The following is a 26,049-nucleotide window of genomic DNA, read 5'->3' as shown; positions in this document are numbered from 1 at the left end:
GCCAATAAAAGACCCATGTCTAAGGTTCAGAGTATGCCAGCATTAAAAGTCAGCTTTACTCAGGCATTAGCGGCTCAACAAAATGTGCGTCAACAGATGAAGCAGGTCGCACAACAATTAGAACAGCTTCCGCCCATTAACGATCCGCAGATCTCCGACCTGAATGAAAATATTGTCTCCGTCCACAATCATGCGAATTATTATCTGTCTGACATTGTGGTGAAAATGGATTCGTTGTATTCCGAGGTTATCAGGTTTGGAGACGAGCTGGATTCTACGGTTTCTAACATCCGTTCTGAATTAAATGGTCCTGACGGACAGGGATATCTCATAAAAGCTCAGGGGCAGATTAAGCAATTACTCTCCGACAGCGCGCCGCTATCCGCCTCTCTGAATAATTTCAATGAAGTTGTTATTTCCTTTAATAATGACATTACGTCGGACTCAAGGAACTTGCTAGCCGATCAGCAAAAGGCGCAACAGTTATTAGCTGCCGATCGGGCAAGATTAGAGGCTCTTAACGCTCAGCTGAATGCGCTGAATGCTGAGCTTGAAAGTAAAAAGAGGATGGAAATTATCATCGGCATTTTTACTCTTGGGATTGGCGCCGCCATTATGGAATTAACAGGCTATGTGCAAAGCACAGAGCGGGCGATTGGACAGGCGCAACAGGAAACGGAGAGGCTTTATCAGGAAATAGGACAGCTCGGCGCCACCAGTGATGCACTGAACGCATTGACCAAAGGAACCGCTATTTTGTTTGGCCTGACACAATCTCTTCAATATGGTTGGCAAACCGTGACGGCCGAGCTGTCGGAGGTCACCCAACAACAGGTGACTGCGGATTTTCTTATCGTCTCGGTTAATACCGTGCAGGCGAACTGGCAGGAAGTGATGTGCACCGTTGAGCAATTGCAGTAAGGCAAAAACCAATTAACGACTTTGAGGTTTTCATTATGATCATGCAAGCCATTGCAGCTGTGAAAAATGATACTGAATCATCATCAACCAATACCTTAATGACAGGTATTCAGGGCATTGGTGCTTCATCGATTGCTCAACAGACTTATGCGAGCACTGTATTATGTCAACCCAACATTCATTTAGATATTTTACCTGATCTTCCTGCACAGCAGGCTATTGCGCGCGATCAGGCGCAGGAATGGTTGTCCTCGATTAATCCGGCGGCCATTTCTTCTCTGGTGAATGTGCGTAATTTTTCGAATCAGGTGGGGGCTTATGTCGATGCACTTCTTCCGGCGGCACAAAAATATGACATGGGGGATAAAAGCCAACTTCCTTATATCCAGCAGGGCATCCAGCAGCTGCTTTTTCTTGCTCAGAAAAACGTCACTTCCACGGGGGTGTTTGTCGATAACGTCCAGGTTTATGTGAATGGGATCAACAGCAGTCAGAGCACATTTAAAGAGGCTAAAGAAATCGTGCAGACGCAAATTACCGGTGATAAAGGGGAAATATCGGCACTTCGGCAGAAGCTAAACGATCTGAATAAACAGATGGATGCAGATATTGTGCAGATTTCGGCGGGAGCGGTGAGCGACATTATAGGGATCGGCATGATTGTCATTGCGGCCACAACAATTATCGAAACCGGTGGGGCAACGCAAACGCTTCTGGCTGCAGGTATTACCCTGGTCGCGGGCGGAACGCTGGCGATGACCATAAGCTCTGCCGATATCGTCAAAGCGCAAAAAGAGTACAGCACAACGTTGACCAATCTCGTCGGGCTTGAATTGGAAGTGGCTGTTTTTGACACGGTTTATAACCAGTTGACGGCCAGTGAAAGACTTTCTCAGTCTGCCATTGATGCCGCTAAGCTGCTGGTCAACGGATGGCAGACCGTTGCTGATAGCTACCAGCAAACGCTGGCCGACCTGCAGCAGAGTTCAAAAGGGTATCTGGCACTGAGGCTGAGCGCGATGAAACGCCAGTGGCAACAGCTAGGCGAGCAGGCGGGAAGCGTGATGCAGTTAGGGCCGCTGCCTTTTAATACTGTTCCCGCAAATGAACTGAAGTCGAGTGCATGAAAGGCGAAGATTAATATTTGGCTGCTGCTGCCCGGCAACCGCCGGGCAGAGAGGCTTTTTAGAACAGGTATAGCGTCAGCGCTGTTGGCTGAAGGTGAGTGGTACAAAACAGCGTAAGTTAACAATCAACATAATTTAACTATTCTGGGTTTGAGGAATATACATAATTTACGACAGCACCAGAAACAGTATAACAAACTGTTTTAAATGGATATTAATCAAATGGCGATTCAAACTCACAGTTATGAACTCAGTTTTGGTTCATAACTGTGTTAAACGCTGTCCATAAATCACTCGATGTCACGTCAGTTGGTTCATGAACTGTTCGTTCTAATTTTGTGATGTGTGTCAGGTTTTAGTGTTCAGTAATGTTACCTTTTACTCGATGATCGATTGTTTAGCACCTCTCCCACAACCGGAGCAGCGGTAAATGCGTTTGGCCAGCCAGCATAGAAGGCGGCCTGGGTAACGATCTCACCAGCTTCCTCAACAGAAAGTCCATTATCCATTGCTCTATTGAGGTGATAGCCAATCTGCGCGCTCTGTCCGGATGCGATTAACGCGCTGACCGTAATCAGGCTTCTGTCGCGGGGTTTCAGCGCGGGTCTTTGCCAGAGATCCAGGAACAGTGGATCTGCAGTGAATTTAACCAGGCCCGGAGATATTGGGCCAACATTTTTCTCCACTGTCTCTGAACGCTGCTTTTCTGCTTCCTGATTGAGAGGAAGCAGGTCCGGAGAAGATTCAGGAAGTGCATCTGCCGTGACGCCACGAGTTTCAAATACTGCTTTGGTCACGCTGACGGCTGACATGGCATTTGGCCAACCTGAGTAGAACGCCAGATGGGTAATGATTTCTGACAATTCCGCTGGCGTAACGCCATTATCAAGGGCAATGTCTATATAGTGCTTAAGGTCGCCAGGCTGGTTTCTGGCAATTAGCATGGAGACGGTCACCATACTACGATCCCTGGGCGAGAGGGCATCGCGTGTCCACAGATCTTCAGCAATAGCTTCTCGACCAAAGCGCGCAAGAGCCGGTGAGACAGAACGAATATCAGCTTCAGAAATCGCTGAAGGTTCAATTTTCATCATAGCTTTACCTCTTGTTTCCTCAGCATTAGCAAAATCAGAAATAACAAGCGACATGGCCGCCGCTGCAATTACGCTTTTCATGTCAATCCTCACTGGTCAACGGTGCGGATCCTGTTTGATTCCGCCTTTGTTACGAAGAAATACCGGTTTTACCGGGATAGCGTCCTTACTGGTGCTCATATGCGCCGTTTGCCTGAGATAGTCACGGAAGTGTGGCGTTTGTCGGTGCAGTTGATACGCTTCCTCACTGGCGTAAATCTCATAGAAATACCAGCGGTTCGGAGTTTGTGAGTCTGTAGCGGAATACATGGCTAACACGCCTTTCTCTACTTTGAGTGACTCAGCCATTTCAGGCATGACGATGTTTTTAAATTCGGTCTGAAATTCAGGCTTTACCTCGACGATCACCAGATTATTAATGGTTCGCTCATTCGGTATGATGTGTTTGTCCCCCAGAAATTGGGGCTCCAGAGTGATTTTATTTTTCCAATCGATAATGTCAGGTGCCCGGGCAGCGAATGCCTTGTATGGTTCGGCATTCAGATGTTTGCGGTAAGCACTCTCGTTTTCATAGAGTTCGACCATGAATGCCTGACCTGGATTGTCGCTGCGTTGCAGGGCATACATCGCCAGCGTACCTGCTTCATGATCAACCGAAGCGGAAATCGTCTGCCTGGCCACGTCTGCAAAGTCGTTGTCCCGATCGGGCCTGACGCCGAGCTCGAAGATATTCATCACTGGCTTATTCGGCGCGTCCGGTTTTGTTGCAAAGACAGGGCTGCTTATTAGCATGCAAATTAAAAGAATAAGGCTCTTTTTCACGATGATCCTTTTATTGAAATTACTGTTTAAGACGTTCTATAAGTTGGTGTTGGTAAGAAGGTAACCGATCGCTGCTGGCGCTCTCAAAGACGAGGGGAGGAAGCCACGTCATACCTGCGTGCAGGGCGCTTGCCTTCATCGGTAAAAACACATCCGCAAGCGATACCCCGATCCTGCCGTCCGGCCCGTAAGTGGAGCTGCCCCCCGCAGCCGTACTGACAACAAGCATCTCCTTTCCCTGCCACAGACCGGGTCCGACACTTCCCCAGGTTTCATTCAGCCAGGCCTTCATCATCGGCGTAATATTGAACCAGTGTGTCGGGAAGATAAAAACGACACGGCTGTGCTCATCCATCATTTTTCGCTCTGCATCGCCGTTAATCTGACGTGTGTCATAACCATACAAGGTCTCAAGGTTGCGAACCGTCACGCCTTCCAGACTCTCAGCGGCTTCCTGCAACCCTTTTGTCAGAACTGAGCGTTCTGGATAAGGGTGAGAGACGATAGCGAGCGTTTTAATGTCGGTCTTTTCACGACTATGTGCATGCCTGACGGGCATGAGGAAGATAAATGCAAACAAAAACAATGCTGCTGCTCTGCGCTGACGTAACCACATCATAAAACCTCCTTTGTCTTAATAAGGTAGTAAAGCTCTATGGTGTAACAGGAGCCAGTTCCGGCAATCCTTCTACGATATAGGTTCGCGAATTACCGGCACGGTGTCGGATAGGAATGATCTTCTGGTACGCGGCCGAGTTATACCAGTCCTGGGCTTTTTTGAGACTCTCAAACTTAATAACAACCAGTCGGCCCTGTGCTCCGAACCCTTCTTTAATATCGGGTTCACCTCCTCTGACGATGAAGCGTCCACCAAAGGGCCTGAAAGTTGACTCAACCTGAGCGCTGTACGGTTTTATCGCTTCACGGTCGGTCGCCTGAAACTCTGCGATATAATAAGCAGGCGTTGCCGCCAGTGCTGAAGATAGCCCAGAGAGCGCGAACAGAAAGGCTACCGCTGTCTTAAAAGTCATCCTTCCTCCTTTCATGAAAGTGAATAAGGACTACCGCGTCCAGACCTGCTTAACGTCTTTCGTTTGCGGCGTGTTTTGCGCCATGATCCCCGTCAGAACATGCGGCTGGTAGGTTTCTTCCAGAAACCGGATTTCCTCCGGGCTCAGTTGAAGATTTACTGCGTTTACCGCGCCATCGACGTGATCTTTTTTTGTGGCCCCTACGACAGGTGACGCGACTTTTGTCAGCAGCCAGGCGAGTGAGATTTCCGTCATGGACACCTGATGTCGTTCGGCAAGCTCGGCGACGCGCTCGATAATGATCCGATCCTGTTCAGGCGTGCTGTCATATTTTCCGCGGGCATAGGCATCCTCGGTGGCTCGCCGCGTGTGGCCTTCTTTCCGGGCGAGACGGCCGCTGGCGAGCGCGCTATAGGGCGTCATTGCGATATCATCTTCAGCGCACAGACCGAAGAGCTCTCGTTCATCTTCACGCATAATCAGGTTGTAGTGGCTTTGCACAGAGACAAAAGGCGTCAGCCCTTCACGTTCGGCAAGGGCGTTCGCCTTCGCCAGCTGCCAGGCATAGCAGTTTGAAATACCAATAGCGCGCACCTTGCCAGCAGTAACGGCGGCATGCAGCGCTTCAAGCACCTCGATAACGGGCGTGTTGTAATCCCAGATGTGGTAGATGTAGAGGTCTATGTAGTCCATCCCCAGATTCTGCAGGCTCTGGTCAAGCGAGCGGGCTATCGCCTGCTTTGCGCTGATACCTTCGGAAATTTGCGCGGGTGTTCGCGGCAGAAACTTGGTGGCCAGCACGACGTCATCGCGTTTCGCCATCTCCCGTAGCGCCCGGCCAACGTACCGCTCGCTGGAGCCGTTCTGATAGGCGATAGCGGTATCGTAAAAATTGATACCCTTTTCGAGACCGTAGCGGATAATGTCGCGGCTTGCTGTTTCGTCCAGCGTCCAGCTATGCTGGCCCGTTAACGGGTCGCCAAACCCCATACACCCCATGCAGATGCGGGAGACAAGTAAGTCACTTTTACCGAGCCGGGTATACTGCATCGTTATTCTCCCTCTGGATTATTCACGACGGTATTGAGCAGGTCGACAAGCCTTGAAGCGTGCTCCCGGGCAAGCGTTTTTTGCTGCGCGATTTTGTCGGCATCCCGGTCGGCGTAGCTAATACCGCAGGTATAAACCGGCGCCAGCAGCTCAAGATTGCACAGCCTTGCCGTGGTCTCGAACGGAATAAGATACTCTTCAATGGCATGGCCAAAGAAACCGTCAGCGGTATAGAGAGCCTGTGGCGCCCCTGTAGTGAAGGAGAGGATCAGCTTTTTACCGCCCAGTTTCGCCGTTGAGCCATGCGCGAAACCGTGGACAAAGACCTCGTCCAGCCATTGTTTCATTAACCCGGGCAGCCCATACCAGGAAAAAGGAAACTGCCAGACAATCACATCGGCCCTGAGCAGGCTTTCCTGCTCCGCAGCGATATTGAATTTGCCGTCCGGATAGAGCCAGTCCAGACGACGAATTTCAGCATCGGGAAGGGCGGTCGCCACTTCATCAAGGATCGTGGCATTGGCGACGGAATGGGTAAGCTCAGGATGGCCTGAAACAATAAGGATATTTTTCATTTCAATGAGTTAAATATATTTGGTGAATGTTTAACCCAGTATAGAGTGACACCATTATTTTTTTTAGAGCAGTAAAGACTCATTCACTTTTAGACAAAAACTAATAATGGTCGACTGTTCTCATTGTACCGGTCATCACGAACCCGTGAACTACGCCGTGATGCCCAGTAAACGTTCTGCATTGCGAAATGCGATGGCCTCTTTTTCAGCCTTGTTGACGGGCAGACTGTCGATAAAGGTTTTTACACCGTCCAGGGTCTGATAGGGATAATCGACGGAGAACAGGATCCTTTCTGCCCCCATTAACGCGTAGATAAACTGGAAGTGCGGCAGCGACAGCATACCTGACGGGGTAACGTAAACGTGCTCCTGGAAGGTTCTCGTTAGCGTGCGTGACAGACCCGTTGCAGCCAGTGGAAGGCTGTCATCAAGACGCTGCAGCCAGAAGGGCAGCATCTCCCCCCAGTGGCCACTGATTACCTGCAAGTGGGGATATTTATCAAATACGCCCGATAACATCAGCCGTAACAAATGGATCCCGGCTTCGTGATGCCAGCCCCAGCCAAACATAGAGAGCCGGGCGTTGACCTCTGCGCTGAAGCCCGTGAAGTAGGCCTGTTGCACGCTTTTAAACGGTAATCCTGGATGAAGATAGAGTGGCACATTCAGTTTATTAAAGCGGGAAAGCAGGGAGTCATAGTCAGGATTATCGAGAAAGCATGAAGAGGGTCGGCCATTCAGAAGTGCCCCCTTAAACCCCAGTTCTTCAACTGCGCGGACAAGCTCTTTTTCAGCCTCTTCCGGCTGTGCCCAGGGAAGAGTGGCAAATGCCGCGAAGCGATCCGGATGATTTCTTACCGCCCCGGCAAGGCGATCGTTTGCCGCCGTATTTAATGTTACCGCTTCATCCTTAGGTGCCAGCTGGGGGAATCCGCCCACAGAAAGGATCTGAAGGGTAATTCCAGCCTCATCCATATCCCTGAGGCGGCGGCTTCCCAAATCAGCGCCTTTCGCGTTTATCAGCGCATTCTTTTCTATCTGCGGCCGGCTTCGGTCAGGATTATGACCATCAGCGACGGTTTTCCCCCAGTCGCCAAGGAAAGGCGCCTGCTCAAGCGCAACAGGCATACACGCTCGCCCTAACTCGCTGTCGAGATAATGTTCTTCAAGGCAAATGATTTTCATATTCTCACCCTTCATACAAAGCAGTAAAAGTGATACAGATTAGGATCGCCCGGAACTGTCCATACGTGAATGTGATTCATGACAGTCTGTTCCGGATGGGCTTTACACCATCGGTTTTTCCCAGGCGCCTCGTGTATCCACTCTGGTCTCTGCGGCGAGTTGTTCCAGCAGGATGATTTCCTCATCGCGTAACTGGATGTCTGAAGCGCAGGCGGCGTCCAGCACGTGATGGGCTTTAGTCGCACCAACGAGGGGAAGGGTACCTTTTGCAATAGCCCATGCGATGGCTATCTGTGCAACGCTGGCATTCCTTTCGGCTCCCATTTTTTTCATGGCGGCGGTTAATCTTTCAATCTGCGGCAGTACAGCGTTATAACTTTCGGCCCGGCCACTCCCGGCAGGCATGGGATGATTTGAATCATAACGACCACTGAGCGCGCCTTGCTCCAGGACCATGTAAGCAAAGAACGTGATGTTATTTTCTCGGCAATACTCAAGGATCCCGGCCTCTTCAGAAGCGCGATAGAGCAGGCTGTAATGATTCTGTACTGCACTGATGGAATAACCGGAAGCGTTAAGGATCTCGTTGGCGCGTCTGATTTGTGCCAGATTGTGGTTGGACACACCGACGCGTTTGACCTTACCGCTTTGCAAAAGTGGGATCAGTCCTGGCGTCCATTTCTCAACGTCCAAAGGATTGTGGATCCAGTAGAGATCAATCGCGTCCACACCCAGACGTCCAAGGCTGGCCTCAAGCATATCGCTGACAGGCTGCGCTGACTGTTCGTTCGCAATCTGCGGTGTGAATTTGGTGGATAAAATCATATCCTCGCGGGGGAACTGACGGACTAATGCTCCCAGTGCGGCCTCGGAACTCCCCATGCCATATACTGCTGCGGTATCCCAGAGATTGAGGCCCTTACTCATGGCCGTGGTGAACACGTCTGCCATCTGAGTATCAGAAAGATGATTGCCGAAGACGGTGTCGCCACCGGCGAAACCTGTGCCCCAGGACCATGTGCCCAGCGCGACGGAAGGTAGTGTTTTCATATTCAGCTCCTGTAAAAAGGCCGGAACATTGCTGACGTAAACCGGCCAAAGAGGGTGAGTAACGGTGAAAAAGAGATGAATGGATTAAGCTGACTGGCGGAGGGCATTTAACAGCGCCACACCGACACCGTGTGCTGAAGCGGGATTCTGCCCCGTGATAAGGCGACCGTCAGTAACCACATTTTCAGACCAGTTCGGGGCTTCATGATGAAGCGCGCCATGCTCGCGAAGTGCAGTCTCAAGCAGGTAGGGAACCACATCTGTGGTGTGAACTTCTTCCTCTTCCTTGTTGGTAAAGGCCGCCACGTTTTTGCCTTTCACCAGGTATTCGCCGCTGCTGAGCTTTGCGTCAACCAGTGCCGCAGGTCCGTGGCAGACGGCTGAGACAATCCCATCACTTTCATATACTTCGCGGATAATACGCTGGGCATCCTGGCTGTCGCGGAAATCCCACATGGTTCCATGGCCGCCCGCAAAGAAAACGGCGCTGTAATCGGTACCGTTCAGCTCGGATAACGCTGGTGTTGTTGCCAGGCGCTGCTGAAAATCGGTTTCGTTCCAGTACCAGGCGTTGACAGGATCACTGAGGTCAAATCCATCCACCGGCGGCTGTCCCCCGCGAATGCTGGCTATCATCGTTTTTAGTCCGGCATCTTCCAGTACTTTCAGCGGATGCGTCAGCTCGGCCAGGAAAAAACCGGTTGGTACACCGGATGCGCCTTTAATCGGATGACTGGAAACGACACACAGCACGGGTTTATCTGCAGGTTTCATATCGGGCCTCACTATTTATTTTTAAATTCAGCGGCAAAGAGATTTTCCCAGTTAATAAAGGAGCCAAGCGGAATGCACTCAAAGCTTAATAAGCCAGCTTTTGCCAGCGGGAATTCGGCCATTACGTTCATCGCTTCATCGACAGAGTCACATTCAAGAAAAATAGCGACGCCAGGTCTGTCCTGACGGAAGTAGATGTCGCGGATGAAGCCGGATTTATACAATCCCCAGGCGTGTAGCGCTTCAGCGTTAAGGTGTGGAGCATATTTTTCCAGCGATGCTCCAGGTGCGGGGATATCCAGACATAAAATTCGCATCATAGTCTCCTGAACTCAGGTCGTTGTAGAAAGAGATAAAAGTATAAGAGGCGCATTTCAGGAAGATTAGAGGAGCATTGACTTAAGCATCTTTAGACTGTACTTAATAATCAGGCGGAGATTGCTTTAGGAACACATTATGAATAACGCCCTGTATAACCAGATACGCATCTTTCAGAGCATTGCACGTGAGGGCAATATTTCGGCAGCCGCAAGAAAACTGGAAATTACGCCTCCCTCCGTCAGCAATGCGCTTAAGCTGCTGGAAGATCATATTGGCCATCCGCTTTTTGTGCGTACGACCCGCCGTATTGAGCTGACGGAAACCGGGCAGCTGTTGCTGGAACAGACCGCTGCGGCGGTGGAGTCGCTGGAACATTCGCTTGAAAGCATTCGCGACCAGAATCAGGAGCCCTCTGGTATCGTGCGAATCACGCTCTCGCGTTTTGCCTATCTGTTAATTCTTAAGCCTGCAATGGCGAAATTCTGTCAGCAATATCCGGGTATACAGCTTGAAATTTCGGTTTACGACGGTACCGTGAATGTTATCGAAGAGCGTTTTGATCTGGGGATCCGTTTTGGCGATATCCTCGAAGGTGGGGTGGTGGCGCGGCCGTTAATGAAACCCTTTCGTGAAGGGTTATATGCATCCTCAGCTTATATCAGCGAGCATGGAATGCCCGAGGTGCCGGCTGACCTCAGTCAACACAAGCTCATTGGCTACCGTTTTATTACTAACAACCGCATCCTTCCGTTGATTCTGAACGATCGCGGAGAGCAGTTGACGGTTGAGATGCCGGGGCAGTTAATCAGCAACGATATTGACGTTATGGCAGACGGGATCCGTAACGGCCTGGGAATCGGACGTTTGTTTGAACCCATCTTGCAGTTACAGCCGGACAGGGAGCGCTTTATACCCGTGATGGAGAGCCACTGGAAAACCTACCCGCCAGTGTATCTCTATTACCCCAAAAACGCGGGCAAAACGAAAAGAGTGAAGGCCCTGATTGATTTTCTGATATCCGCTACGGGACGATAAAGACGATAACGCCTCGTTCAGTATGGAGGCGCTATTTCACAACCCCAGCGGCCTGGCCTCCTGTATGAACTCAATCAGAAGGCGAAGCCCGGTCGGCAATTGCCGGCGGCTTGAATAATAGATATGAAAACCTTCCTCCAGCGGGGACCATTCCGTAAGCACCAGGCGGAGCCGTCCATCTTTCACATAGGGGGCAACAAGAGGCTCCGGAAAATACATCAGGCCGGCTCCACCTAAGACGGCCACAAGGCCCGTTTCAGCCTGATTGACCGTCACAGAGCCTGGCACAGTGATTTGGTACGTTTCGCCGTCTCGCTCAAGTTCCCAGCGATAAATCCGATCGTCGCCGAGACGATTGCTTATACAGCGATGGTGCAATAAATCATCCGGATGTTCAGGCGTTCCGTAGCGTTCCAGGTAACCGGGGGATGCCGCGATAACCCAGCGAATATCGGCAGATAAACGTCGGGCAACCATGTCTTCCGGAACGGTGCCACCATAGCGGATACCTGCATCGAAGCCCGCATCAGTGACGTCAACCATACGGTTGCTGGCCACAATATCGATTTCAATATCGGGATAGCGATCCATAAACGCGGGCATGACCGGCGCAAGCAAAAGATTGGCCGCTTCAACGGCAGCATTGATGCGGATACGTCCGGTAGGGGTATTACGATACCGGTTAAGCGATTCAAGCGCGCCTCCTATCTTGTCGAAAGGCTGAAGGACAGACTGAACCAGTTCTTCACCTGCAGCCGTAGGGGTAACGCTCTTGGTCGTGCGATTAAGGAGGCGAACCCCGAGCCGGGTTTCCAGTCCCTTCAGGGCATGACTAAGCGCTGATGCACTGACACCTAATTCAATCGCCGCACGGCTGAAACTGCGATGACGTGCAATAGCCATGAAATAAATGAGATCGGCGACATCAGCTCTGCTTATTTGCATACAGAATCGTTTTCCTTGTGCGTTAAGGCCCGAATGCGTTGATACGGAAATGATATACACCATAGACCGATTAGCGCTAATCCGTTGCTGAATTTATTTCACAAGTCCATCCACTCATCGCCTCTCACTGAACACGTTGTGCTTCGTTATTCTTGAAAATTATGCGCTCTGGCCGTCGGTCAGGGCGGAACATTCACCTAACGGAGCCGTGTATGAACTATACGCATCTTGGCCGCACCGGCCTGAAAGTCAGCCGCCTTTGTCTCGGAACCATGAATTTTGGTGACGTCACCGACGAGAAAACCAGCGCCCGCATTCTGGATGAAGCGCTTGAGGCGGGTATCAATTTCATTGATACAGCAGACGTGTATGGCACCGAGCAATCACCCGATATCCAGCAAGGGTCGGGGCTGTCTGAAGAGATTATTGGTCGCTGGCTCCAGCAGGGTGGCCGCCGTAACCGTATCGTTCTGGCGACGAAAGCCTATCAGCCTATGGGACCGGGTCCGAACGATCGCCGTCTTTCTGCTTACCATATTCGCAAGGCCTGCGAGGATAGTTTGCGACGGCTTAAGACCGACCATATTGACGTCTATCAGATGCATCACATCGATCGTTATACACCATGGGAAGAGGTCTGGCAGGCCATGGAGCTCCTTGTTCAGCAGGGAAAAGTGCTTTATATCGGTAGCAGCAATTTCGCAGGCTGGGACATTGCGACTGCGCAGTCAGTGGCCACGGCCCGTCATTCCCTGGGCCTGGTTGCTGAGCAAAGTCTCTACAATCTGACTGCCCGAACTGTTGAGCTGGAGGTCATTCCCGCATGCCGTCATTTTGGCCTGGGACTGATTCCCTGGAGCCCGCTTGCCGGAGGGTTGCTTGGCGGCGCACTGAAAAAGATGGCAAGCGGGCGCCGTGCGAGGCCCGCGTTTGCCCGTTTAATCGAACAGTATCGTCCGCAGCTGGAAGCCTACGAAGGATTATGTGAGGACCTCGGCGAAACCCCTTCCGATGTGGCGCTTGCGTGGCTCCTGCAGAATCCTGTCGTTACTGCTCCACTTATCGGGCCTCGTACGGCGGAACAACTCCGGGAGGCGCTTCACGCAACGACAATCACGCTATCAGACGACACCATGAGCTGTCTCGACGAAATCTGGCCCGGACCCGGGGGAGAAGCGCCCCAGGCTTATGCTTGGTAATGACCAAATTAATGAATCCTTTCTACGCTATAGGGAGTTCCAGTTTATGAGCAAGATGATGCATGACCAGCATTCTGCTTCCGTACCCGCTTCCCGGGAACGTCGCAATTTTCTGATCGCCGGCGCCGGTCTGGCGTTGGCCGCTACTACCCTTGGCAGGAGCGGAGCAGTGATGGCGAACCCGGCTGGTCAGGACACGTCGAGCGCCTCTTCGGATGCTGTTCCCGTCCAGAAGGAGACCTTAACCACACGTAAACTCGGCTCGCTGGAGGTTTCAAGCATGGGACTCGGGTGTCTGCCTATGGTGGGGTATTACGGCGGTGGTCCGCGCGATCGTAAAGCCATGGTTTCGCTCATCCGGGCCGCCTTCGAACAAGGCATCACGTTCTTTGATACTGCCGAGGTGTATGGCCCCCATCTCAGTGAAGAATTTGTCGGGGAAGCACTGGCCCCTGTTCGCGATCGTGTGGTGATTGCCACTAAGTTCGGTTTCGGCGTGGAGGAGGGGAAGCCAACCTCCCTTAACAGCCATCCTGACCATATCCGCCGCGCCGTAGAGGGCTCGCTGAAGCGTCTGAAAACGGACCACATCGATCTGCTTTATCAGCATCGCCCCGATCCGAATGTGCCGATTGAGGATGTGGCGGAAACCGTGAAGGCGTTGATCCAGGAGGGTAAAGTGAAACACTGGGGATTGTCGGAAGCGAGTGCCAGGACAATCCGCCGCGCACATGCGGTACTCCCTGTGACTGCAGTACAGAGTGAGTATGCCATGTGGTGGCGTGAACCGGAGACGCGGATATTTCCAACGCTCGAAGAGCTGGGTATCGGCTTTGTACCATACTGCCCGACCGCCCGGAGTTTCCTTGCCGGGGCAGTCAATCCAAGCCAGCGGTTCGACAGCACAGATCGGCGGCATAACCTGCCACGCTTCCAGCCCGATGCCCTGGCCAAAAACATGGTACTGCTTGAATTTGCGCAATCGTGGGCCCGCCGCAAAAACACCACTCCGGTTCAGTTCGCGCTGGCCTGGGTGATGGCTCAGCGGCCATGGATAGTCCCCATCCCGGGTACGACGCAATATCCGCACCTGATAGAAAATAGCGGTGCACCGCAAGTCCGGTTGACGGACAGAGAGCTACGCGAAATCGATGCGGCGCTTGCCAAAATCCCATTGCAGGGCGGTCGCGCCGATCCGTTTACCGAAAGTCAGTTTGATAAAAATTAATACCTGCTGTTACAGGGAGACTGCAGGTAAAGTCTCCCTCAGTGCTATTGCCGGGGATAAACCACATGAATGGACTAAATCATAACGCGCTTACGCGCAGTGCCGTCCCCATACCGCCCTGCGAGCGTTCTCTTCAGACCGTGGAGGCCCAGCCGTACTTCAGCGTTTCAGAGGCGTCTCTCGTGCTCGAAGGGGCGGTGTTCGATCGGAACAATAACCTGCTGTTTGTTGATGCGGCGACGGGGCGCGTGTTTAAGCTCACCCCGGAGCGGCAGCTTTCCATTGTCCTTAAGGATAATACACTCGGTGCTTCCGGCCTGGCTGTACACAAAGATGGACGGATCTTTATCGCGTCGGTGGGCGATATGCAGCGAGGTTCAGTCCGGGCTATCGAACCCGACGGCACCGGTGAGCAGATGGTTGTTGCTCCTGATGCTGGATTTCTTGTCAACGACCTGGTCTTTGATAATCAGGGCGGATTTTATTTTACTGACAGCCGGGGAAATTCAGCCGATCCACAGGGTGGGGTGTTCTACGTTAGTCCCAACGTCGGGTCAATTCATACCATCCTGCCTGGACTCGCGGTCGGGAACGGCATAGCGATTGACTCCGCCGGCTCTCAGATATGGGCCACAGAACACGCTAAAAACAGGCTTCATCGCGTAAGATTGTCAGACGCCACCACGATTGCCCCCTTTGGTTCGGTTGTTACCTATCAGTTCACCGGGCCGGCTCCAGATGGGGCCCGTGTCGACAGCGAAGGCAATGTATATGTGGCCATCTCAGGCCAGGGGCGCGTCATGGTCTTCAACCGCAACGGACTGCCGATTGGGCAAATTGTGCTGCCTGACCGCGCCAAAGGTCGTAACCTTAAATCGACAAGCCTGGCTATCCGACCCGGACATCACGAGTTGTTCATTGTCACCAACAGCGGGGCCGAACCTGGTGGAGCGATGATTTTTCGATCGGGCGCATTCGCGCCGGCACCGCTTCCCTTTTCACATCAATGACCGGGCATGAGTGGCCTGGGGGACCCGGCAACGCCGGGCCAGGGTAGGGCATTAACAGTCCTGTATTGCTGAAGGCGGCGTGAGTGAAGGTGGCGTATCCGGAAGTGGGGGAATGATCCCGTCGACGGGATGCGGCAGATAGTGTGCCTCGAGTTCCATGATTTCGGCATCGCTAAGTGAAAAGTCCAGTGCGCTGATAGCCGTGGAAAGATGTTCTGGTTTCGTCGCGCCGATGATCGGGGCTGTGATGACCGTTTTTGATAGCAACCAGGCAATTGCAACATGGGCTCTTGGCACATGGTGCTTTTCAGCAATGCTGGCAACAACATCAATAACGGGCTTATCCAGAAGGGCTGCGTTCTCATACATTTTTAACGCAAAGGCATCGTTTTGCGTTCGTCGGGACGTGACACTCCAGTCGCGCGTGAGCCTGCCGCGTGCCATCGGACTCCAGGGGATCACACCCACGCCCTGGTCTTCACACAGGGGCAGCATCTCGCGCTCTTCTTCCCGGTAAAGCAGGTTGTATTGCGGTTGCATCGTAATAAATCGGGTCCAGCCGTTACGCTCTGCCGTATGCTGCATTTTTGCAAAGCGCCAGGCTTCCATAGATGATGCGCCGATGTAACGCACTTTTCCTGATTTAACGAGGTCATGCAGAGCCTCCATGGTCTCTTCAACAGGCGTGGAGTGGTCAAAGCGGTGAATCTGAAAGAGATCCACGTAATCCATGCCTAAGCGCATCAGGCTATCGTCAATAGACTGAAAAATGGCTTTGCGGGAAAGAAACCCGGTATTGGGTGAGTTGCGCCACGGAAAGAAGGTCTTTGTCGCCACAACAATCTCATCGCGTCTGGCCATTTCTCTCAGCGCTTTTCCAGTGATCTCTTCAGAACTTCCGCCCGAGTAGATATTCGCGGTATCAAAAAAATTAATGCCCGCTTCAAGCGCCTGACGAATGAGCGGGCGTGACGCCTTTTCATCTAGGGACCAGGGTTGAGGCAAACGTTCAGGTTCGCCATAGCTCATACAACCGAGACAAAGACGGGAGACTTGCAAACCGCTACGACCCAGATTCACATACTTCATTCTGTGTTCCTTCTTTTATTGCCAGCAATTCTGTATGTGACAGGGTATTGCACTGACATGAAGGGAACCAGCATGCGCCATCGAATGGTGTTATGAGTTTTTTTCACAGATGGGCGTAATCGTCAGTAGATTTTACATACAAGGACAGCGCCCACACACTGACATCATTAATTATTATTGGGTGAGGTTTTCAGGCACGGCTGACCAACAGGAATAACAATTTTTTCACGGTGTTCCCCGCGTTCATAAACACAGATTGTACCTTCATCTGTATTGACCTGTTCCTTGAGCGGGAGCTCTGGTTCCTGCGCAAAAATGCGAAAAGATGCGACCAAAATCAATGCCAGAGAACACAAAAGCTGGACTGCATTCATATCTTCACTCCTGAAAAATATTTAACTCATTTCCAGCACCGACTGGCGAGGCGTAAGCTTACCAATTATCGGTGGCAGTTCCGTTTCGCGAAGCGGACGACCCTCAACGATGCTTTTAATGCGCTGTACGCACTGGTGCAGGAGGGGTTCCATTGGCCAGGAAATGCAGGTCAGTTGCGGGTATAACTGCGTGGCCAACGGTGAATCCTCAAGACTGAGGAGGGATACCTCCTGAGGCACGGCAATATTAAATTCTCGGAACAGGCGCATGGCCTCTGCAGCATAAGCATCACGCTTAACTACGATGGAAGAGAACTTGCTCAGACTATTAATAAGCGTCAACAGCGCGCGTTCGACATTCTCATTGGCTGTTAATACCAACTGGCGATTAAACGGAAATGAGTAGTTCTGCAACACGTTGCGATAACCTTCAACAATTCGCTTGCTTGCGTCATCCGTCTCGTTATCGATAACCAGCGCGATGTTGCGATGGCCTTTACCTATCATGTAGCGGCAGGCGCTCTCCGTAGCAAATGCGAAATCGTAGCCCTGACTTTTCGCATCCACCACGGGTCGGTCGAAAGAAATCACATTATCGCCACTGCCCGGTACAACTGGTCCGAACACCACAACGGCGGCGCATTGCCGTTGTAAATCATCTACCGAAGCTGCATGTTCGACGTCATTATCCACATACTCGACGATCAGCGTTTTGTTCAGCACTTTCATTGCGCGCGCAAGCGCGGGAAGAATTCGCGCGCCACTGCTTTCATCACGTGAGGAAAGCACCACACCGATATGGCTTGATGACTGACTCGCCAGGTTTTGCGCGGCAAAGCTGGGGCGGTAGTTGAGTTCTTCAACGGCCCGTAATACCGCCTCACGGCTCTCTTCGCGAACACCTCGGGTTCCCGTCAGCACGCGGGAAACAGTTGCTCTGGAAACATTTGCTAATCGAGATACATCATCAATCGTAGGCATGGCGTTTTCTGCGTGGTGAGTTTTTATCATCTTAACATAACCCTCCCGAAGAATCGTCCCGTCGCCGGTCATGACACTCATGCTTCGTTCGCGCTCAGCCGGGGAAGCCAGGCTGCGCCACGTACGCCACTGGCGTCGCCAAAGCGCGCCGGAACAATGCGCGTATGGCAGGTTTCAGAAAAGAGATAAGGAAGAATCGCGACAGGCAGGTCATCATAGATTCTGCTGACATTCGACAATCCTCCTCCTAACACAATGACCTGGGGATCCAGAATATTGATGACTGACGCCAGGCTACGGGCAAATGCATCAATAAAATGCCGCCAGTGTTCGCGTGCCTTCGGTTCTCCCTGTTCTGCAGAGCAGATAATTTCCTGAGAGGTCAGGTTTCCCGGGAAACGACGGGCAAAACCGGTACCGGAAATAAAGGATTCAATACAGTTGTGCTTGCCGCAGTAGCAGGGCTGAGCGGGGCCGTCAATAGCTGGTGCGTACCCCGGAAGCGGGTTGTGCCCCCATTCGCCGGCAATGGCGTTTGGACCTTGTAACAAATGCCGGCGCACGGCGATCCCGCCGCCACACCCCGTACCGATAATCACACCAAATACGGTGTCAGCCTTTGCACCAGCGCCATCTACCGCTTCAGAGAGAGTAAAACAATCAGCGTCATTGGCAATCCACACTGGCTGCTGGATACGTGAGGCAAGATCGGCTTTGAGATCGTGGCCATTAAGAACCAGGCAATTGCAATTTTTGATGAGCCCCGTTTGCGGGTCAATTGCGCCAGGCAGACCGACCCCTACGGTGAAGGGTTCCGGGCTAGCCGCGCGGGCATCATCAATAAGGCTCACCAGATGCAGCATAAATTCAGCGTAACTTTCTTTCTGAGTCGGCTGGCGCTTACGCCAGAGATAATCGCCTTGAGCTGAAAGCAATACAGCTTCCATTTTTGTGCCACCGATATCCAGTCCAAGATAATGCATACAATCCTCTGTCATAAGAGAGGCCGCGGCCTCTCTGCTGTCGTTATGCCTGGTGCGGGCGTGTACGGTAAATGTGAATAAGTTCGGTTACCAGCTCCTTGGCCAGAATGGAGGTCATCAGGTGGTCCTGCGCATGCACCATCACCAGCGTCATTTTGGTTTTCCCTTCGCCTTCATCAGCTTCAATGAGCTGGGTTTGAACAAGGTGCGCTTCGCGGGCAAAATGAGTCGCCTCTTTCATTAGTTGATCTGCGGCTTCAAAATCACCTTGCTTTGCGCAGCCGAGGGCTTCATAACAAAGGCTGCGCGACTGACCCGCGTTAATGATGATGCCCATAACTTGTTCTTCTAATTCCATGTTTTTTTTCCTCTATGTTCTACTTTCAGGCGGATTGAGCCGCATCTTCTGCATGTTCAACCGCGTTTTCATGCTCTTGTTCCAGAAGCTGTTTTTCGTAGGCCTTCAGGAAGGGGAAGTACATGACGGCAGATGTCACCATGCATATCAGGCACAGGATCACAGGGCTGAAGCTCCAGTTGGCTGCCCATGATGCGCCAATGGGTGCAGGTGTTGTCCATGGCGTCATCGATACCACACGGCTGACTAAATCGAGATCCAGTGCAAACCATGCAAAGGTGGCATTGACCATCGGGACCAGCACAAACGGCAGGAAAAACAGAGGATTCATAATGATGGGCGCACCAAACAGAATGGGTTCGTTAATGTTAAACACCCCTGGTACCACGCCCATTCGCCCAATAGTCCGCAAATGGATGGCTTTGCTGCGCAGCAAAAGGAAGGCCAGCGGCAGCGTCGAGCCAACACCACCAATTAGCAGGTAATGGTCCCAGAAACCCTGAACGTAAATATGCGGGATAGCTTCACCCGCGGCGATTGCCGCCTGGTTTACGGACAGGTTTGCCATCCAGAAAGGGTTCATAATACCGGTGACGATCAGCGCACCATGGATACCTGCAAACCAGAGCACCTGGCACACAAGCACCGAGAGGAGCACTGCGGGGAGCGTATCTGACGCGGCAACCAGCGGTTTCACCAGCGACATAATCGCTTCGGGAATGATCATCCCCAGTTGCGCTTCAATAAACAGGTTCAGCGGATGCAGCGTGATGACGATTGCCAGTACCGGGATGAGGATCTCAAACGAGCGCGCTACGCCGGTTGGGACCTCCGGCGGCAGGCGGATGGTAATATTATGTCGCTTCAGTAAGGCGTAAAGTTCCGTGGAGTAAATAGCCACCAGAATGGCTGTAAAGATCCCCTGACCGGAGAAGTAGGCCGTTGAAATCTGCCCGTCCTTCAATGGCGCAGCGACAAGCAAAAAGGCCATTAATGAAAGCATCCCGGCGGTAAGTGCGTCGAGATCGTGGTGTTTGGCCAGACTTGCGGCAATCCCGACGGAAATAAAGATTGTCATAATTCCCATGCTGAAGTTAAAGGGCAGCATGAGGGCTTCACGATGCTCAAGCGAGAATTGCAGCCATGCCCGGGCGAAGCCCCAGGACGTGTCGGGCGAGAAGGGGGGGAAGATAAACACCAGCATAAAAGAACCCACGATCATGAACGGCAGAGCGGTAATGAAGCCGTCACGAATGGAGGTGACATATTTTTGCTGGCCGACGGCGCCCGCCATCGGAGTAATTTTCTTTTCGATAATCTGAATTAGTTTTGCGTACAGAGAGCTCATAGGTTTTCCCTTCGTTATTTGTTATCTATCAGGGAGAGGGCGAAATCGAGAACGGCACCCCCTTTTTGCATGCCGTAATCCATCATGTTGATTGGCTCAACGCGGATCCCGTATTTATCGGCTTGTTTCTGAAGATCGCTTTGCATGTACTTCACCTGTGGTCCAAGCAATACCACCTGGTAGTGACCAATCTGCTCGGCAAATTCGGCAACGCCATACGCTTTGATTTCTGCTTCCAGGCCACGCTTGTGCGCTTCATCGACCATTTTTTTCACCAGCAGGCTGGTAGACATTCCGGCAGAACAACACAACATGATTTTTTTCATAACGTCTCCTTTGAATTTATGGCTGGAATATAGTTACCACGGAACAAAACGGAAAGCGCTTTCCGTTTATGGATAAGGTAATTGTGACCACGATCACTTGAGAGCACCTTTCACTTTGTATGAATGTGCGCGATCATCCCTGCTATTCACGAACTACTAAGGTCGAGTTATGAACATTCATTTGATGAATGTTGCTGTGGATTTGATAGAGCAACGCCTCACACCAGTAGCGAATATAATCACTAAGAATCAACACATTACAGCGATGCGAGACGGTTTTACTCTTGCGATGCCTTTTGTCATCGTGGGAAGTCTGATGGTGCCAATGCTGTTTCCACCGTTCGCCATTTCAAGCGCCTCGAGATTGGGATCTTTTTATCTGCTGCTGCGTCCGATGCTGTTACCAACCTTTGAACTGACGCTCGGCCTGGTGGCGCTGATTGTTGCATTCGGTGCAAGTGCCAGCCTTGCCAAGCAATATCAATTACCGGAACGGCTGTGCGGGCTCACCGGATGTCTCGCCTTTCTGCTGTTTATCGGCTTTCGGGATAATGGTGCGACGAATGTGTTTCTGGGAGGGATGGGGCTCTTTACTGCCCTCATTTCAAGCGCATATTCGATTGAAATAATAAGGCTTTTTTATAAGAGAGGATGGTGTATTCGTTTGCCGGAGGAGGTGCCGGTGATGACACGAAATGGCTTCCAGCTGCTGATGCCGCTGCTGGTGATTATGCTCTCCATCAGCGTGATGAATGCCGTGATGCTGCACACGACCGGACAAATTTTGCCGCAACTGATTGGGGAAGCATTACGTCCACTTATCGTGGCGTCGGATACTCTTACGGCGGTGCTTATCTCCTTGTTTCTGTGTAATCTTTTATGGTTTGTTGGTATACACGGTGCCCTGATCATAACGGGTATCATGAACCCGTTCTGGCTCACCTATCTGTTTGAAAATCAGCGAGCCCTGGCTGCTGGGGAGGCTGTGCTACCCCATATTTATCTCCAGGGGTTCTGGGATTTTTATCTGTTGATTGGCGGTATCGGCTCAACGTTGCCACTGGTGTTTATGGCAATGCGAAGCCGCTCAAGGCAGTTGAAGAGTGTGGGAAAGATTGGTCTTTTGCCTTCTCTGTTCAACATTAATGAGCCAATATTGTTTGGCTTCCCCGTCATCATGAACCCGGTTTTTTTACTGCCCTTTGTTTTTGTTCCGTTGATAAATGCCTGTATAGCCTGGTATTTGACGCAAATGGGTATCCTCGACAGGGCCGTTGCAATGCTGCCATGGTCAATGCCCTCACCGCTGGGTGCAGCATGGTCGGCCAACGGTAGCTGGAAGAATATGTGTATGTGCCTGTTTGCCTTTTTCAACGCATGGATGCTTTATCGTCCATTCTTTAAGGTTCACGAACGCCAGCTGATGCAGCTGGAAAAATAACGCTCCTCTTTCTGTTTCTGCCCATTTCTCGTGGGCAGAAGCTTAATTCGTGACCTTAATCACAAAAATATTCTCAAATATCTCAAATTTGTGATTCAATCCGGCAAAGACGGAAAGCGCTTTCCGTTAATGGATGTACATTTCCATTTTTGATCCTTACATTTCCCCTGCACGTTTAACCGTGAAAATAAAAATTCAAAGGGAACCTATGCAAACGTTAATTAAATCAATACCTCTGTCCTTGATTACCCTCACTGTCATCAGCGGCTATGCCAGCGCCGATGAGAAATATGATTTTGCACTCCACGGCTATTTGCGCTCAGGGATCCTCGCCAACAGTGACGGAAACCGGGTGGATTCAGTGGGACTGATGCCCGACGGGAAATGGCGTCTGGGGAACGAAGAAGATACCAAGATTGAGCTTATCCCGACGGTCACGCTGAAATCAGACACAGGCGCAGTCGCCCGTGTTCAGGCCAACCTGACGCATCAAACAAAATGTACCGCAGACTGGAACTGTACCGACGATGACGGTAAAGAAACCCAGTTCCGTGAAGGTTTTGCTGAGTTATCAAATCTCGATTTTGCGCCGGATATGACTTTCTGGGCGGGTAAACGTTACAGCAGCTCCAATCTTTCCAGCCACCAGTTCGACTGGGAGTATATTCAGTACAACGGAACGGGGGGCGGGTTTGATAACCTGGATTTAGGCTTTGCGCGCTTTGACGCCGGCGTTTATGCGTTTTCAACAACGGATGAAGCCAAAGCCTATCCCGTGGCTCTGGGGGATCAGGGATACCCTGACGATTACTCGCTTAACCTCTGGTTTAAAAAAATCGGCGGCACCGGGCTGGATGTTGAGCTTATTGGCCACCATATGAACCGCAACGAAAACCATCCCACTTCTGCTGAAAAAGGTTATGGCGTGACGGCGCTGTATAACGTCGACAGTTTTTATGGGCTGACAGGTGGCTATTCCCGCATTGTTTTCCAGTACGGCAAAGGGCTCGCTGCCGCTGACTCGCTGGGTAAAAACGGCTGGGGTTGGGCAAACTTAGATGACACCCAGTCCTGGCGCGTGATTTTGGATGGTATGGCCAGCCTGGGCGAAGTAGAAGTTTCGACTTTTGCGTTTTATCAGAAAGACAAAAACTACCGTTGGTGGACCAGCGATGATGACGGCTGGGGACGCTCCATGTGGGTCGCGGGTATCCGGCCGTATCATCAGATAACGAAGAATTTCGCCATGCAATATGAAGTGGGTTACGAATATCTGGATGATAAAAACTACATGGGGGTAAAGGGCAAAGGGAAGGGTGGCCTGACCAAAGTGACCATTGCGCCGACGCTCACCTTTGATTCCGGATTCTGGAGTCGTCCACAGCTGCGCTTCTTTGCCACGTACGCAAAATGGGATAAAGGCGTCTCGGATGCGATGGACAGAAATTACGACTGGAGCACCGGTACCCTTAGCCCGGGGGGATACTCTCGCAGCGGGGATACCGATACGCTGAATTTTGGTGTACAGGCTGAAGTCTGGTTCTGAGGAGATAAGAGATGGCTTTCCCGATTCGAAAACTTTTGATCGTCTCCTTACTGTCCGCGCTGGGAAGCGCGGGTGCGCTGGCGGCGGAACAATCCCATTTTGAACATTTTATTACTCGTGATGGTGCTGCGTTAAAAGACGGCGATCGGCTCTTTCGCTTTGCCGGGATCCACGCTCCGGAGCTGCATCGTATAGAGGATGACGCAAGAGGGACCTGCAAAGCGGATCCGCGCGGGTGGGGGCAATATTTCAAATGGCCTACTGCTGAAGAGCAAGAAAACTGGATTAAAGCCCTGGTACAAACGGGTGCTAAAGCACAGCGCGTGTATGTGCTATCCGTTCAGCAGGAAAACGACGCGGCCTGCGGACGTGAAACGCATATCCTGTCACCGGAAACGCCTGACGGCATGCCGCGGTTGAATGAAGCGGCAATGAAAGTTTATGACAACATGATTGCTGAAGCGGATAAGCAGGGGCTTCGCCTGATTCTACCGTTTATCGATCACTGGTGGTGGTGGGGTGGGAGAGAACAGCTTGCCGCATTTTATCATGAAAAACCTGAGGATTTTTATCGGACGGACAGTAAAACCTTCCAGGCTTATCTGGACGTGATTCGTCAGGTAATAACCCGGACTAACACCATTACGGGACGCCACTACTACGATGAAAAGGCGATTATGGCGTGGGAAACGGGTAATGAACTAGAGGACACTAACGCCGATTTTCTTCATCAGACATCAGCCTGGATCCGTAAATGGGCACCCCATCAGCTTATCGTCGATGGGACTTATAAAAAGGTGAATGATTTTGCGCTCAGCGATCCGAACGTCGACATCATCAGCAATCACTATTACACCAATGCCAATAACAATCATCCCGAGCAGGTGCGTAAAGATCTTGCGGCGATAGGCGGCAAAAAAGTGTATCTGGTCGGCGAATTCGGTCTGCTCGATCAAAAAGACCTGAACGCTATCATGCAGTCCATTGTCCATTCCGAGGTCAATGGTGCTCAGGCTGCAGGTGGCTTTATCTGGGGTTTTCGCGGTCATCGGCATGATGGCGGTTTTTACTGGCACAAAGAGTATACCGGGCACTATAGCTACCATCTGCCTGGCTTCCCGGATGAGGGGAAAGCGAACCAGGAGATGGAGGTTGTCAATCTGGTACGAACCGCCGCGGCACAAATGGCTGGTCTGAGCAAGGCGCCAGCTCTGCCGGTACCGGAAGCACCGAGGTTGCGCGAGAGCGATTCCCCCTTTGCCATTAACTGGATGGGGTCACCCGTTGGGCGTTATTACGACGTAGAAAGAGCGGCACAGCCACAGGGGCCATGGACACGCGTAGGAAAGGACATCTCCGACGGCAAAAATGAATGGAACCCGTCAAAAATGAGTCTTTTCCGCGATGACTATCGCAGCCTGACGCTCGGCCAGACTTACTACTATCGGGTAATCGCTAAGAATGAAAGTGGTCAGTCAGCACCTTCAAACGTAATTCGCCTGAAGCATATGCAGAAAAACCTTCCACCGGTTATCACTCTGCAGGACATGCTTTCCACCACTGTCGATAAAGGCGTTCAACTCAATGCGGCCTGGCAGGATGACAATCTGCCTGACACGAAAGTCAGCGTAGCGTGGAGTCATAACGGTAAGAATAACGTGCACTTCTGTGACAGCAGCAAAGAGGAAACCCGAGTCTGGTTCTCTGCGCCGGGTGACTATGCATTGACCTTTACTGTTGATGACGGGTTGCTGGAAAGCAGCAAAACGATAAATGTCAGCGTGAAGCCCGCTGTGAGGCCTGTACCGGCAGATTATTGCCGCTTTGGCAGCGGGACTCTTGATGTTAGCAAGGGAACACTTACCTCAACTAAAAGTGAAAAAGAGACCTTAGCCATCGGAGAAGACGGTTTTCTCGGTCCTTTCGCTCATGACGGAGACAGCGTGAGCTGGCAGGTTAACGCTCCCTGGGACGGTAAATTCGCCCTACATGTGAAATTTAACGGCAAATGGGGAAGCAAGAAAAACTCGGTCATCGTGAACGATGGGACGCCAGTCAGCATTGAGTTTCCGCAAACGGATGAGAAGGGCCAGACCATAGTCGTTCCTGTTTCGCTCAGAGAGGGGGCAAATACCATCAGTTTTGGAAAGTTCGCCGGCGACTGGGGATATATGTTCATCCAATCAATTGAAGTTACTGCAGAGTAGTTATTTGGCTGCCCTTCTGGGGCAGCTTT

General features: G+C 51.6%; 27 protein-coding genes. 9 read left to right on the top strand and 18 right to left on the bottom strand.

The annotated features are described in order from the left end of the window. Window positions 1-33 precede the first annotated feature (33 nt). Together AC0TOY_RS15935 and AC0TOY_RS15930 are read left to right on the top strand one after the other, a co-directional pair. Window positions 34-921, top strand: coding sequence for a hypothetical protein (locus AC0TOY_RS15935; protein ID WP_473722121.1), 888 nt, complete (start codon window positions 34-36; stop codon window positions 919-921). Between the two features lie 35 nt (window positions 922-956). After that, window positions 957-2,048 (top strand): HBL/NHE enterotoxin family protein, encoded by a 1,092-nt coding sequence (locus AC0TOY_RS15930; RefSeq protein WP_473722119.1) that lies wholly within the window; start codon window positions 957-959, stop codon window positions 2,046-2,048. A gap of 371 nt (window positions 2,049-2,419) precedes the next feature. On the opposite strand, the gene AC0TOY_RS15925 is transcribed toward AC0TOY_RS15930, so the two are convergent. The 10 genes from AC0TOY_RS15925 to AC0TOY_RS15880 form a co-directional block, all read right to left on the bottom strand. Next, on the bottom strand, window positions 2,420-3,223 hold the full coding sequence (locus tag AC0TOY_RS15925; protein WP_473722118.1) for a carboxymuconolactone decarboxylase family protein: 804 nt from the start codon (window positions 3,221-3,223) through the stop codon (window positions 2,420-2,422). Window positions 3,224-3,238: 15 nt separating this feature from the next. Then, window positions 3,239-3,934, bottom strand: a complete 696-nt coding sequence (locus tag AC0TOY_RS15920; protein ID WP_473722179.1) for a putative quinol monooxygenase — start codon at window positions 3,932-3,934, stop codon at window positions 3,239-3,241. A 49-nt stretch (window positions 3,935-3,983) separates the two neighbouring features. Continuing rightward, complete coding sequence (locus tag AC0TOY_RS15915; protein WP_032645337.1) at window positions 3,984-4,580, bottom strand: NAD(P)H-dependent oxidoreductase; 597 nt, start codon at window positions 4,578-4,580, stop codon at window positions 3,984-3,986. Between the two features lie 37 nt (window positions 4,581-4,617). After that, complete coding sequence (locus AC0TOY_RS15910) at window positions 4,618-4,995, bottom strand: DUF1330 domain-containing protein (protein ID WP_024908513.1); 378 nt, start codon at window positions 4,993-4,995, stop codon at window positions 4,618-4,620. Between the two features lie 30 nt (window positions 4,996-5,025). Beyond that, window positions 5,026-6,045, bottom strand: a complete 1,020-nt coding sequence (locus AC0TOY_RS15905) for an aldo/keto reductase (RefSeq protein ID WP_473722117.1) — start codon at window positions 6,043-6,045, stop codon at window positions 5,026-5,028. 2 nt (window positions 6,046-6,047) lie between these two features. Beyond that, window positions 6,048-6,620: an NAD(P)H-dependent oxidoreductase gene (locus AC0TOY_RS15900; protein WP_061715121.1), complete on the bottom strand. Its 573-nt coding sequence runs from the start codon at window positions 6,618-6,620 to the stop codon at window positions 6,048-6,050. A gap of 150 nt (window positions 6,621-6,770) precedes the next feature. Then, a complete protein-coding gene (locus tag AC0TOY_RS15895; RefSeq protein ID WP_024908510.1) occupies window positions 6,771-7,805 on the bottom strand; it encodes an amidohydrolase family protein in 1,035 nt (344 codons plus the stop codon). A gap of 102 nt (window positions 7,806-7,907) precedes the next feature. After that, window positions 7,908-8,855, bottom strand: coding sequence for an aldo/keto reductase (locus tag AC0TOY_RS15890; RefSeq protein ID WP_473722116.1), 948 nt, complete (start codon window positions 8,853-8,855; stop codon window positions 7,908-7,910). Between the two features lie 84 nt (window positions 8,856-8,939). Next, the gene (locus AC0TOY_RS15885; RefSeq protein WP_024908508.1) at window positions 8,940-9,629 is read right to left on the bottom strand and encodes a type 1 glutamine amidotransferase domain-containing protein; all 690 of its coding nucleotides are present in this window, start codon (window positions 9,627-9,629) and stop codon (window positions 8,940-8,942) included. A gap of 11 nt (window positions 9,630-9,640) precedes the next feature. Then, window positions 9,641-9,946 carry a hypothetical protein gene (locus AC0TOY_RS15880; protein WP_045910563.1) on the bottom strand — a complete coding sequence of 102 codons (306 nt, stop codon included), beginning with the start codon at window positions 9,944-9,946 and terminating at the stop codon, window positions 9,641-9,643. 139 nt (window positions 9,947-10,085) lie between these two features. Here AC0TOY_RS15880 and AC0TOY_RS15875 point away from each other — a divergent pair, with 139 nt between their 5' ends. Further along, complete coding sequence (locus AC0TOY_RS15875; protein ID WP_024908506.1) at window positions 10,086-10,985, top strand: LysR family transcriptional regulator; 900 nt, start codon at window positions 10,086-10,088, stop codon at window positions 10,983-10,985. 36 nt (window positions 10,986-11,021) lie between these two features. Here AC0TOY_RS15875 and AC0TOY_RS15870 read toward each other — a convergent pair whose 3' ends face one another. Then, complete coding sequence (locus AC0TOY_RS15870; RefSeq protein ID WP_050870608.1) at window positions 11,022-11,930, bottom strand: LysR family transcriptional regulator; 909 nt, start codon at window positions 11,928-11,930, stop codon at window positions 11,022-11,024. 212 nt (window positions 11,931-12,142) lie between these two features. On the opposite strand from AC0TOY_RS15870, the gene AC0TOY_RS15865 reads away from it, so the two are divergent. The 3 genes from AC0TOY_RS15865 (at window position 12,143) to AC0TOY_RS15855 (ending at window position 15,367) form a co-directional block, all read left to right on the top strand. Beyond that, window positions 12,143-13,129, top strand: coding sequence for an aldo/keto reductase (locus AC0TOY_RS15865; protein WP_473722115.1), 987 nt, complete (start codon window positions 12,143-12,145; stop codon window positions 13,127-13,129). A gap of 46 nt (window positions 13,130-13,175) precedes the next feature. Continuing rightward, window positions 13,176-14,357, top strand: coding sequence for an aldo/keto reductase (locus AC0TOY_RS15860; protein WP_024908503.1), 1,182 nt, complete (start codon window positions 13,176-13,178; stop codon window positions 14,355-14,357). Window positions 14,358-14,422: 65 nt separating this feature from the next. After that, window positions 14,423-15,367 (top strand): SMP-30/gluconolactonase/LRE family protein, encoded by a 945-nt coding sequence (locus AC0TOY_RS15855; protein WP_024908502.1) that lies wholly within the window; start codon window positions 14,423-14,425, stop codon window positions 15,365-15,367. A 51-nt stretch (window positions 15,368-15,418) separates the two neighbouring features. Here the strand turns inward: AC0TOY_RS15855 and AC0TOY_RS15850 are convergent, their stop codons facing one another. The 7 genes from AC0TOY_RS15850 to AC0TOY_RS15820 form a co-directional block, all read right to left on the bottom strand. Then, window positions 15,419-16,456, bottom strand: a complete 1,038-nt coding sequence (locus tag AC0TOY_RS15850) for an aldo/keto reductase (protein WP_024908501.1) — start codon at window positions 16,454-16,456, stop codon at window positions 15,419-15,421. A gap of 167 nt (window positions 16,457-16,623) precedes the next feature. Further along, a complete protein-coding gene (locus tag AC0TOY_RS15845; protein WP_024908500.1) occupies window positions 16,624-16,830 on the bottom strand; it encodes a hypothetical protein in 207 nt (68 codons plus the stop codon). Between the two features lie 21 nt (window positions 16,831-16,851). Further along, complete coding sequence (locus AC0TOY_RS15840; protein WP_024908499.1) at window positions 16,852-17,811, bottom strand: LacI family DNA-binding transcriptional regulator; 960 nt, start codon at window positions 17,809-17,811, stop codon at window positions 16,852-16,854. A gap of 77 nt (window positions 17,812-17,888) precedes the next feature. After that, entirely contained in the window at window positions 17,889-18,794 is a 906-nt protein-coding gene (locus AC0TOY_RS15835; RefSeq protein ID WP_024908498.1) for an ROK family protein, read from the bottom strand. A gap of 43 nt (window positions 18,795-18,837) precedes the next feature. Further along, entirely contained in the window at window positions 18,838-19,152 is a 315-nt protein-coding gene (locus AC0TOY_RS15830; RefSeq protein ID WP_024908497.1) for a PTS lactose/cellobiose transporter subunit IIA, read from the bottom strand. A gap of 25 nt (window positions 19,153-19,177) precedes the next feature. Next, window positions 19,178-20,500, bottom strand: coding sequence for a PTS sugar transporter subunit IIC (locus tag AC0TOY_RS15825; RefSeq protein WP_473722114.1), 1,323 nt, complete (start codon window positions 20,498-20,500; stop codon window positions 19,178-19,180). A 14-nt stretch (window positions 20,501-20,514) separates the two neighbouring features. Next, on the bottom strand, window positions 20,515-20,826 hold the full coding sequence (locus AC0TOY_RS15820) for a PTS sugar transporter subunit IIB (RefSeq protein WP_473722112.1): 312 nt from the start codon (window positions 20,824-20,826) through the stop codon (window positions 20,515-20,517). Window positions 20,827-20,995: 169 nt separating this feature from the next. Between AC0TOY_RS15820 and AC0TOY_RS15815 the strand changes: the two genes are divergently transcribed. The 3 genes from AC0TOY_RS15815 to AC0TOY_RS15805 all read left to right on the top strand — a co-directional run bounded on the left by AC0TOY_RS15815 (window position 20,996) and on the right by AC0TOY_RS15805 (window position 26,020). Then, a complete protein-coding gene (locus AC0TOY_RS15815) occupies window positions 20,996-22,267 on the top strand; it encodes a PTS sugar transporter subunit IIC (protein WP_024908495.1) in 1,272 nt (423 codons plus the stop codon). A 208-nt stretch (window positions 22,268-22,475) separates the two neighbouring features. Next, a complete protein-coding gene (locus tag AC0TOY_RS15810) occupies window positions 22,476-23,813 on the top strand; it encodes a carbohydrate porin (RefSeq protein WP_473722110.1) in 1,338 nt (445 codons plus the stop codon). A gap of 11 nt (window positions 23,814-23,824) precedes the next feature. Further along, complete coding sequence (locus AC0TOY_RS15805; protein WP_024908493.1) at window positions 23,825-26,020, top strand: CBM35 domain-containing protein; 2,196 nt, start codon at window positions 23,825-23,827, stop codon at window positions 26,018-26,020. Window positions 26,021-26,049 lie beyond the last annotated feature (29 nt).

The organism is Enterobacter sp. PL_is379 (assembly GCF_055817355.1).
This window is presented reverse-complemented; position numbering and strand designations above follow the sequence as displayed.